The sequence below is a fragment of the Microcoleus sp. PH2017_34_RAT_O_A genome (genome assembly GCF_020737885.1).
In the GTDB taxonomy this organism is placed as follows: Bacteria; Cyanobacteriota; Cyanobacteriia; order Cyanobacteriales; family Microcoleaceae; genus Microcoleus.
In genome coordinates, this window is the sequence record NZ_JAEQDD010000023.1 from 65,545 (window position 1) to 76,130 (window position 10,586).

At 45.7% G+C, this 10,586-nt stretch carries 7 protein-coding genes; 2 read left to right on the top strand and 5 right to left on the bottom strand.

What is annotated here, in order from left to right:
• Window positions 1-6: 6 nt before the first annotated feature.
• The 5 genes from JGK11_RS11035 to ftsH2 all read right to left on the bottom strand — a co-directional run bounded on the left by JGK11_RS11035 (window position 7) and on the right by ftsH2 (window position 8,095).
• Window positions 7-3,711: a PAS domain S-box protein gene (locus JGK11_RS11035; RefSeq protein ID WP_293197715.1), complete on the bottom strand. Its 3,705-nt coding sequence runs from the start codon at window positions 3,709-3,711 to the stop codon at window positions 7-9.
• Window positions 3,712-3,856: 145 nt separating this feature from the next.
• Window positions 3,857-4,009, bottom strand: coding sequence for a hypothetical protein (locus tag JGK11_RS11040; RefSeq protein WP_293177515.1), 153 nt, complete (start codon window positions 4,007-4,009; stop codon window positions 3,857-3,859).
• A 103-nt stretch (window positions 4,010-4,112) separates the two neighbouring features.
• Entirely contained in the window at window positions 4,113-5,402 is a 1,290-nt protein-coding gene (locus JGK11_RS11045; RefSeq protein ID WP_293177513.1) for an aminopeptidase P N-terminal domain-containing protein, read from the bottom strand.
• A 214-nt stretch (window positions 5,403-5,616) separates the two neighbouring features.
• Complete coding sequence (locus tag JGK11_RS11050) at window positions 5,617-6,018, bottom strand: hypothetical protein (protein WP_293190049.1); 402 nt, start codon at window positions 6,016-6,018, stop codon at window positions 5,617-5,619.
• 190 nt (window positions 6,019-6,208) lie between these two features.
• A complete protein-coding gene (ftsH2, locus tag JGK11_RS11055) occupies window positions 6,209-8,095 on the bottom strand; it encodes an ATP-dependent zinc metalloprotease FtsH2 (RefSeq protein ID WP_293177509.1) in 1,887 nt (628 codons plus the stop codon).
• 321 nt (window positions 8,096-8,416) lie between these two features.
• Here ftsH2 and JGK11_RS11060 point away from each other — a divergent pair, with 321 nt between their 5' ends.
• Window positions 8,417-9,499, top strand: a complete 1,083-nt coding sequence (locus JGK11_RS11060; protein WP_293155295.1) for a ParM/StbA family protein — start codon at window positions 8,417-8,419, stop codon at window positions 9,497-9,499.
• A gap of 20 nt (window positions 9,500-9,519) precedes the next feature.
• Window positions 9,520-10,035, top strand: coding sequence for a hypothetical protein (locus JGK11_RS11065; RefSeq protein WP_293197718.1), 516 nt, complete (start codon window positions 9,520-9,522; stop codon window positions 10,033-10,035).
• Window positions 10,036-10,586 lie beyond the last annotated feature (551 nt).

Sequence of the window (10,586 nt, forward strand, 5' to 3'; positions counted from 1 at the left end):
TTTTTCTTAAATGCGACGCCGATAATTTAACTCAAGGAAAGTAATATGGTAACAAGTTCCGCACTCAGTGTCAATAACCAGATTTCCTTCTAATTGCTGAGTTAACATCCGCACTAATCGCAATCCTAATGTTTCGCTACTTTCCACATCAAAGTCCGCCGGAAATCCGCTGCCGTCGTCTTGAATACTTAAATGAAATTCTGGGAAATTACTTTCATTAAAATTAATACTAATTTCTCCCGATAAACTTTGACCAAAAGCATACTTTAAGGAGTTTGAAACCAGTTCATTAATGATTAAACCGCAAGGAATTGCCGTTTCTATATTTAAATATATGGAATCAACATTGAGATTGAATTTGATAGAAGTGTTACCACAACCAAAAGATTGATACAAATTAGCAATCAAGTTTTCAACGTAAGGGGGGAGGTGGATTCGATCGATATTTTCCGATTGATAAAGTTGCTCGTGAATCAGAGCCATTGAATGGATGCGGGTTTGGCTTTCTTCAAATAAAGCAAGCGTCGGTTCGTCTTCAATGTATTGAGCTTGAAGTTGCAGCAGGCTGGAAACTACCTGCATATTATTTTTGACTCGGTGGTGAATTTCTTTGAGCAATACTTCTTTTTCGCGGAGTGCCGCTTGGATGCGGGCCTCGGTCAATTTGCGATCGCTAATATCTTCGCAAATACCCGCCAGCCGATAAATTTTGCCCGCTTCGTCATAAATGGGAAAAGCTCGATCGCACACCCAGCGAATTGTGCCGTCAGGCAGTACAATCCGATATTCGATACTGGTGAACTCGCCCTGCAACACTTGCGGAAGTCCCTCTTGCAGCAAATGTATATCCTCTGGATGCACCCACTCCATCCATTTTATCGGTTCGGCATACAATTCTTCGCGACTGCGCCCCCAGATTTGTTCGTAAGCTGGGCTCAGATATAATAAATCGGTAAAATCAGCAGAAACTAGCCAGAAGGAATCTTGGATATTTTCTGCAAGCTGGCGGAAGCGTTCTTCACTTTCACGGATCGCTTTTTCTGCCTGTTTTGCTTGGCTGATATCTTCTGCAATCCCAACAACGCGGTAAATTTCACCACCTTGATTTCTAATCGGAAAAGCCCGATCGCGAATCCAGCGAATTTCGCCGTCTGGCCTGACAATGCGATACTCAATCTCGTCTTCAGCTAGAACTTGTTTAGTGAATGTAGCAATCACCCGAGCGCGATCTTCTGGATGGAGTGACTCTGCAAAAAAGCGCCCGCAAGCATACAAATCAGCACTGCTTCTCCCCCAAATTTTTTCGTAACCCGGACTGACATAAATAAATTCTTGGGGGTGAACGCCTACCATCCAAAACACGCTTTCAATATTTTCTGCTAGCTGTCGAAACCTTTCTTCGCTTTCCTTCAGTGCTGCTTCAGCTTTTTTGCGATCGCTAATATCTTCTATGACTGCTACATTGTAAATTGCTCCGCTCAACGGTTCTTGGACGAGGGAAACAGTGATATTTACCCAAATTAAAGAACCATCTTGGCAAACCAAGCGTTTTTCCATGTTGAAACAGTCAATTTCCCGGTCAAACAATCTGTTATTTTTTTCCCTGTCCGGCTCTAGATCTTCACAGTAACTGACATCCATCCAAGTTCCGCACAGCAACTCTTCCGCAGTATATCCCAAAATATTACAGAACTTTTGGTTGACTCGCAAATAGCGACCATTTTTATCGCAATGAGTAATGCCGACTGCTGCTTGTTCGACGGTTGCGCGAAAACGTTCTTCGCTATCTCTAAGGGCAGCTTCTGCTTTTTTGCGATCGCTAATATCGCGCTGCACCCCAAAATACCCGGCAATTCTGCCCTGGGAATCGTTAATGCAAATATAATCTCCTTCCACCCAAATTAGCTCACCATCAAACTTGCGATTGTCATTTTCGATGTGAATTCTGCCAGCATCAAAAAATTGCCTAATAATTTCTCTGTCACCAGCCAAGTTGTGGAACAAGAAAGAGTTAAGCGTCACGCCAATAAACTCTTCCCTAGTAGCTCCGTATTGAGCGATCAAAGCATCATTTGCCTTCGTTACCCGCCCGTTAGAAAATACGTAATCCAAAACTTTTTCTTTGTCAGAGGTATCGTCCCAGTACACTGGTTCGTCCAGCATCATAAAGAAAAAACCATCTAAAGATTGAGAAAAAAACAATTCTAGCTGTTCCTGACTTTCCCGCAAAAATTCTTCGGTACGCCAGCGATCGATAATTTCTTCCCGCAAGTGTTGGTTAGCTATTCTTAAATCTTCAGTACGCTTGTGATATTTTATTTCTAGCTCATTTTTAAGGCGTTGCAGCACGAATTCTGACTGTTTTTTTTCTGTAATATCTTGAGTAACTACCATGCCTGCAAAAATTTCTGCCTGGTCGTTTTTGACTGGAGAAACTGTTGTTGAATAAAATCGATCGCGATATTTATATTCAAAATTATTCTCTTCTCCTGCTAAAGCTGCGCGATATTTGGTCTCAAAAAATTCCAAATCTTCTGGCGGCGATATTTCCGACAAGGTTTTGCCTTCCACCAGTTCTTTGGACAAACCAACTACCGCCAAACCTTGACCGTCAACCAAAATATAGCGCAAATCAGAATCGAACAAAAATACCGATCCATTCGGATAATGCTTGATCAGAGTTCGGTACATTTCCTGGCTTTTTTCAAGAGATGCGATTAACTCAATTCGCTCTAGGGCAACTCGCTTGTGTTCAGTAATATCTATAACAATACCGAGAGTTTGTTTCGGCGAACCGTCAGAGTTTCTCAAGAAAACAATATCTCTGCCCATAAACCAGCGCCATTCACCCCGAGCATTTCTCAGCCTGTACTCGCACTCAAATATTTCGCCCTCCTTGAGTGTTGATATTTTTGCTTGGATTTCCGGGATTTTTAGCAAATCATCGGGGTGCATAATTGTGGGAAAAAGTGCGTCTCCTAACTGTTGAACTTGTTCGGAGGAATAGCCGAGAATTTGGTTAACTTGGTTGTTGGTATAAATATTTCGATTTTCAGTAATATCGTAAATGTACGCAAGGCCTGGAAGTGCTTCGGTTATACTGTGAATAAACTTTTGATTTTCTCGGAGAGCGGCATCTGCCTCAATTCGCTCGGTGATATCTTGGGCAACTCCGACTATTTGTTTTGGCCTGCCGTCAGGAGTGCGAGAAAAAATTGCGTGCCGATCGTGAAACCACCGCAATTCGCCGCTAGGGTGCTGAATTCGGTACTCTGTTTCCAGGATTTCTCCATCTTTAGCTACGGCTATTTCTGTTTCGACATGAACGCTAAGTTTCTCTATATCTTCAGCATAAACTAGCAAAGAAAGGGCATCGTTTCCCATTTCCTGAACTTGTGCCGCCGTGCAACCATAAAACTCGGCGATGTAGCGATTTCCATAGAGATTGCGGTTTTCTATGAGGTCGTAAATGTATAAAACACCGGGGGTAGTATCAGCCACCCTTTGCATAAATTCTTGATTTTGTCGGAAAGAAGCTTCTGTTTGAGTTAGCTCAATGATATCTCTTTTCAGTTGTGCTTCTAATTTGCGCCGCAATTCTATTTCTTCCTGCAAATTCTCTTCGAGTTGCCGAATTTTTTCTTTTTGCTCTGCGACTAGCGCTTCGCAGGTGGTGAGGGCGCGATCGATCTCTGTGGGCTCACTACACATAGTAAGTTCTTAATTTGCAGTTGCGGACTATAGTTGTGTCTAGCCTAACATTAGAAGGATCCAGTCTTGACTGCCAACTAGCACCATTTCACACAAAATTTACAAATATATTAAGTTTTGCCCAGAAAATGCCTGCTGATTGAGATTATTCCCATTTTCTGCCTTCTTCGCTTTGTGAAATTGAAATGTGAAATTGACCGCAGCCAGACAAAAGATTTATTACCTTCTGCTTTGTTACCAGAAAGAATTGGTTGAAAGCCTCTGGGTTTGGCGTAGAAATTAAAAGAAGACGATTCATTACTCCCATCCTCGGACTGACCGGAAGAGGTCGCCCTCAAGCGGTCAACTGTCAACTGTCAACTGTCAACTGTCAACTGTCAACTGTTGAAACATAGCGGCTTTCATTTCGGAACTCCGGCGGTCAAAACTTCATGACTGTCAATTGTCACCAAAACATCATCTTCAATTCTCACACCTATACCGCGCCATTTTTCAGGAACCTCCGGCTGTCCTTCAACGGGTTTAATATAAGGAGAAATATAAATCCCCGGTTCCACCGTCAGAACTTGTCCTGCTTGCAAAAGTTGCGGATTTTCGCCGTACTGATAAACACCGACATCGTGCACGTCCAATCCCAGCCAGTGACCAGTGCGGTGCATATAAAATGGCTTGTATTTCTCCTCTTTAATTATCTCTTCAATGTCGCCCACCAAAAGTTTTAAATCCATTAAACCTTCCACCAAAACGCGCACTGCGGTTTCGTGAATTTTGCTGTAAGGATTTCCCGGATATACTTGACTAATTGCTTGGGTTTGTGCTTGCAAAACTAAGTCGTAAATTATCTGTTGTTCGGCGGTGAATTTGCCGCTGACGGGAAAGGTGCGAGTAATGTCGGCATTGTAGTAGCCGCAAGCACAACCGGCATCTATTAGCAGCAAATCATTTTCCTGCATTTGGCGGTTGTTTTCGATGTAGTGGAGGACGCAGGAATTGTAACCGGATGCAACAATTGAAGGGTAGGCGGGGGTGCCGCCGTTCATGCCGAAAATATGTTCTATTTCTGCTTGAATTTCGTATTCGTATCTGCCTGGTTTGGCAAATTCTCGGGCGCGGTTGTGGGCGGTAACTGAGATATTAGCTGCTTTTCGCATTAATGCTAATTCTGTTTGGCTTTTTACCAGCCGCATCGGGTGTAATATGATGTTGGAATCTTCGATCGCAGTGGGGCCTGTACCGCGTTTGGGGTAAGTTCGCATCAAGCTTTGCCAGTGGTTGAGGACTGTTTGGTCGAAATTGCGATCGCGCCCGAAGTGATAATATATGCGATCGGCTTTTTCTAAATATTTTGGCAATTTTTCGGCAAGTTCGGCGATCGGAAACGCTTCATCCGCGCCGTACAAGGCTTTGGCGCCTTCAATTCCAGCGCGATAACCGTGCCAAGTTTCTTTTTCCAAGTCTTTTGGCTGCACAAACAAAACAAATTTGTGTTCTTCGTGGTGTGGTGCGAGCACTGCTACCGCCGCAGCTTCGTTGAAACCAGTTAAATAGAAAAAATCGCTATCTTGTCGGTAGGCGTATTCAACATCGTTGTGCATGACGGCTGCGGGCGCGCTGCGAAATATTGCTGTCCCGCTGCCAATTTTTGCCATTAACTGTTCGCGTCTTTGCCGGTATTCGATGGGGTTGGTCATCCGATTTTAGATTTTAGATTTTAGATTTTAGATTGCAGCCTACACAAGTATAGGGTGCGCGGTTAACTAGCCGTAGGGTGCGTCAGGGGGGAGAATTTTTGAGTAGGTACAAAACATATTCAGCCCCCTGACGCACCCTACAATAATTACTATTCATTACTCTAATCTTCTTCCTTCCAGGTAGAGGTCGCTATCCCCGGTCAACTGTCAACTGTCAACTGTCAACTGTCAACTGACAAGTATAGTCAACCATCCGAGACAAAGATGAGTTGCGATCGACTAAAGTCCACCTCGGATCGAAATTTGACCAATTTTCGCCATCTTGGCTAACTCTGACAGTTCTAAACTCTCGCTGCTTGCAGTTAACTTCCATCTGCACCCGCATTTTCTCGTTACTAAACTGCTGAGTTCCTAAAACTGTTCTGACAGGATAAGAGGGAGCACCGGGAAAATTGGATTTACTTAATTTTACGCTGCTGGGGTCAATGCAAATATCTACAAAACATCTTAATTTTTCGGCGCGGGCGCTCAAAGTATTGAGGGGAATAAAAATTAAAGTAGCTAGAAACAAGCTTGACAAATTATTGATTTTATGGGTGACAAATTTATTGTTCATCTGGGTTAATTTACGTTAATCTACTGTTGCTATTTTACAAACAAACTCGGCGGTTGAAACCGCTGCTACACAAACAAAACCCGCCTGCGCGGGTTGAATTTCTTCAGTCCGCGGAGGCGGACTTTGTTTGTGCGATCGTAAACTCAGCGAATTCTATTCGCCCTGAATATTTTCCGTGAAGATTAGCTTTTTAAAGCTGAGGAACGTATTGTTCTTTTTCAGGAACAAAAGTGTATTCAGAGACGATTAGGCGCAACTCTTCGCCGTCGATGGTTTCTTTTTCGATTAACAAATCGACTAAACGATCGACTACGGTACGATTGTCGCGAATAATTTGGCGCGCTTCGTCATAACAGCGATCGACAATCGATCGAACTTGTCCATCAATGCGAGAGGCAATTTCTTCGGAATATTCCGATCGCGCCGTGTAGTCGCGGCCGAGGAAAATTTCGCTTTGTTGAGCTTCTAGGGCGATCGGGCCCAAGGTAGACATCCCGTAGCGAGTAACCATTTGGCGGGCCATACCGCTGACTTGCTGCAAGTCGTTGCCGGCACCGGTGGTAACTTCAGCGTCGCCGAAAACTACTTCTTCGGCTGCGCGGCCGCCCAATGCACCGCTAATCCGGGCTAGGATTTGGGATCTCGAAATCAAACCTTGGTCTTCGCTGGGCATAAACCAAGTTAAGCCGCGGGCTTGTCCGCGAGGAACTAAGGTAACTTTTTGGACGGGATCGTGGGCTTGAATGACTGTGCCGACGATCGCGTGGCCGATTTCGTGGTAAGCAATCAAGCGTTTGCTCTTGCTGTCTACCAGCGGTGTACCTTCCATACCTGCGACGACGCGATCGACTGCATCGTCAATTTCCAGCATCGTAATCGCATCTTTGCGCCGTCTTGCTGTCAAAATGGCAGCTTCGTTGAGCAAGTTAGCCAAATCAGCACCGGTAAAACCGGGAGTGCGGCGGGCGATCGCATCCAAAGAAATCTCCTCAGACAGCTTCTTGTTGCGCGCGTGAACTTCAAGAATTTCCAACCTGCCCTTGATATCCGGTGTATCAACGCTAACTTGGCGGTCAAAACGTCCCGGACGTAGCAACGCCGAGTCGAGCACGTCAGGGCGGTTCGTAGCAGCAATGATGATGATGCCAGTATTGCCCTCAAAACCGTCCATTTCGGTCAGCAACTGGTTCAGGGTTTGTTCCCGTTCATCGTTACCGCCACCGATACCGGCGCCGCGCTGGCGGCCCACTGCATCGATTTCATCGATAAAAATTATACAAGGAGCATTTTCTTTAGCTTTCTTGAACAAGTCGCGGACGCGGGATGCGCCAACACCGACAAACATTTCGACAAATTCTGAACCGGAGATGCTGAAGAAAGGGACGGCGGCTTCACCTGCGATCGCTTTTGCCAGCATGGTTTTGCCGGTTCCGGGAGGGCCTACTAGCAGCACGCCTTTCGGAATCTTGGCGCCGACTGCGGTGAAGCGTTCGGGTTTTTTGAGGAAAGTCACGACTTCGGCAAGTTCTTCTTTGGCTTCTTCTACGCCTGCTACGTCGTCGAACAGTACGCCTGTTTTAGCTTCCATTTGAAAGCGTGCTTTGGATTTGCCAAAATTCATGGCTTGGCCTGGGCCCCCCGGCACGTTGCCGCCGCGGCGGAACAGGAAGAACAGCCCTCCTACTAATAAGAGAGGAAATACTAGATTGCCTAACACTCCCCAGATGGCGCCGTCGTTGCGGAGGGGGTGAGTGTCGAAGCTAATTTTGGAATCTCTGAGTCTAGAAACGAGTTCAGGAGCATTTGACGGCAAGTCTACCCGCCACCGCTGCTCGTGATTGTCCAGTTCGGGATCGACGGCTAGGATGATCGCAGTGCGGCCTCCGTCGTATAAATCAACACTGGTCACTCGATCGGCGTTTAAGTAATCTAAGAATCTACCGTAGCTCAGGCGGGTGCTGGCGGTGTTCTTGCTCATTTCTGCCGGGGACGCGGCGAAGGCTCCCTGCCACAGGAAAAAGCCGATGACTAGGGCGGGTAAAGTCCAAAGTAGTATAGTTTGCCAAGAAATTTTCATAAATGCGGGTGCCTTGAATTGGGGATAGATCGGGTAAGCTGGCGGTCTCGGATTAGTGTGACAAAAGTTTACACTCAGAATCTTTACTAAATTTAACTTAACAATGCACGATCGGGCAAGATGCCGGCGATCGTCGCGATCGAGAAAAAGTTAGCTTAGTTACGGTAAGGGCGATCGTCCCGAATATAATGTTTGGTGCTGATTTCAATACCGATCTAGGTAGAGTTAGAAGAATCGCCTCAAAACCCACTGTCTTTAAGCGCGGCAGTGTCCAGGGATAAGGCATGATAATGGTGAGGCTCAGTGAGGTAACACATTTCAATGACAACTAGACAGCTTGTTCCTAATTCGGCTATGCTGACGCAGCAGACTAAGATCGCTTCTCACAAATCGATTATTAGTGCTGATTTGGGTCGTACAGCAACTAAAGCTTGCGTGAGTCGCAACCCAAATGGTGTTGTTTTCATCCCTGCCAACGTGGCTACTATGCCCGTGGAAAAGGTGCGGGGCGGCAGCTTTGAGTCAAAAGCAACAGACCCTCTGTTGGATATGTGGCTGGAGCACCAGGGCAAGGGGTACGCCATCGGCCAACTGGCCGCTGACTTTGGCGCTAATCTCGGTGGGGCTGACCAGTCGAAAGTAGTAGATGCTTTGGTTAAGGTTTTTTCCTGTGCTGGATATTTCCAGATGAAGGGCGAAATGGCAGTAGTGCTGGGTTTGCCTTTTTATTCGCAGGATCAGTTTGAGAAAGAAAAGGAAGAGATTATCAGCCAACTGCGCTCTCCCCACGTTGTGGTATACCGCGGCGAGCGTTTGGAAATTGATATTCGCCACGTTTGGGTGATGCCGGAAGGATTCGGCAGCCTGATTTGGTGCGAAGCTCAAGACAACAAGGAGTTTACGCCGGAGTTGCCGGAACTGTCGGTGGCTGTGGTCGATATCGGACACCAAACTACCGATTTGTTAATGGTCGATCGTTTCCGGTTCGCCCGAGCGGCTTCTAAGAGCGATTCCTTCGCCATGAACAAATTCTACGAACAAGTTGCCTCAAAAATTCCGGGGGCAGACCCTCAATCCCTGTCTTTATTGGAAGGGGTGAACAAACCCGAAGGGCAGCGTTTCTACCGTCCTAGAGGAGCGACTAAGCCGACTAATTTAGATCCGATTATTAAGGATTTGCGGGAGGCTTTCGCTAACGAACTGTCCGAACGTTTGGTACAGTGGTTGCCGGAACGGGTGACGGACGTAGTTCTGACTGGCGGTGGCGGCGAATTTTTCTGGGAGGTACTCCAACCTTTGCTGAAAGACGCCAATCTTAAGGCTCACTTGGCTCAGCCTTCTCGGAAAGCTAATGCTTTGGGACAGTTTATTTATGCTGAGGCTCAGCTAGCCACGATAAAGTAACGCATTAAGGCTTGAACCCTATGGCACTGTGGGCAAAAAATAAGGCGAATTTCTCGGTGGCGTTTACGGAAGATGCTGCCGATCAAACTTTGCTGGCCGCTATTGAAAAAGAGTTGGCTTTTACGAAGTATCAGACTTTCAGCAATCTCTGCAAGCAAGCTTTGTGGCAGTTTTTGTCTGTATCTGAGTCTGCTAGCTCTACAGATAGCTCTGAGCGGTTGGAACAGGGTATTGCTGAACTTGCGGTCAGATTTGCTGAGTTTGAGCGCAATGTTTCTGCTGAGGAATTAAGCCGTTTGCAAGGACTGGAACATCACCTGAGTCAATTGGGCGCGCAGTTGGATCAGTTGCAGGGGAGTGTTGACAGTAAGTTTGCTCAAGTTTCTTTTGCCCAAGTTTCAAAAGTAGTAGAGCCTGATCCGATCGAGTCTGAGTCTGTAGCGAATGATACAGTTTCTGATGCTGAGGTTCCTCCTCGTCGGGAGTCCGATCCTTTATTGGAGCGTTTAAGTTCTTTGTTACCGCAAGATTTCTAGAATGAGGTAGAGCAAGGCTAAAAAGCCTTGAGATGTGATGTTAGTGGCCCGCTGTTGGCAGCAGGTACTGAATAAATAAACAAAGCGATCGCTCTTTTGAAAAAAAGGGCGATCGCTTTGTTATTAGTTATTGGTTATTAGTTATTAGTTATTAGTTATTGGTTATTAGTTATTGGTTATTTGTTATTTGCTGTTGGTTATTGGTTATTTGCTGTTGGTTGTTGGTTGTTGGTTGTTGGTTGTTGGTTATTGGTTATTGGTTATTTGCTGTTGGTTATTGGTTATTGGTTATTTGTTATTTGTTATTTGTTATTTGTTATTTGCTGTTGGTTATTGGTTATTTGTTATTTGTTATTGTTATTTGTTATTAGTGCGAGCGTCCCCGCTCGCGTATTGTACAATACGCGAGCGGGGACGCTCGCACTATACATAAATGCAAAACTGAGATGCTCACATTCCCAATTCCCAATTCCCAATTCCCAATTCCCAATTCCCAATTCCCAATTCCCAATTCCCAATTCCCAATTCCCAATTCCCAATTCCCAATTCCC

Coding starts and splice junctions, on each gene's coding strand:
- JGK11_RS11035 (WP_293197715.1), bottom strand. CDS start 3,711: ATGTGTAGTGAGCCCACAGAGATCGATCGCGCCCTCACCACCTGCGAA.
- JGK11_RS11040 (WP_293177515.1), bottom strand. CDS start 4,009: ATGAATCGTCTTCTTTTAATTTCTACGCCAAACCCAGAGGCTTTCAAC.
- JGK11_RS11045 (WP_293177513.1), bottom strand. CDS start 5,402: ATGACCAACCCCATCGAATACCGGCAAAGACGCGAACAGTTAATGGCA.
- JGK11_RS11050 (WP_293190049.1), bottom strand. CDS start 6,018: ATGAACAATAAATTTGTCACCCATAAAATCAATAATTTGTCAAGCTTG.
- ftsH2 (WP_293177509.1), bottom strand. CDS start 8,095: ATGAAAATTTCTTGGCAAACTATACTACTTTGGACTTTACCCGCCCTA.
- JGK11_RS11060 (WP_293155295.1), top strand. CDS start 8,417: ATGACAACTAGACAGCTTGTTCCTAATTCGGCTATGCTGACGCAGCAG.
- JGK11_RS11065 (WP_293197718.1), top strand. CDS start 9,520: ATGGCACTGTGGGCAAAAAATAAGGCGAATTTCTCGGTGGCGTTTACG.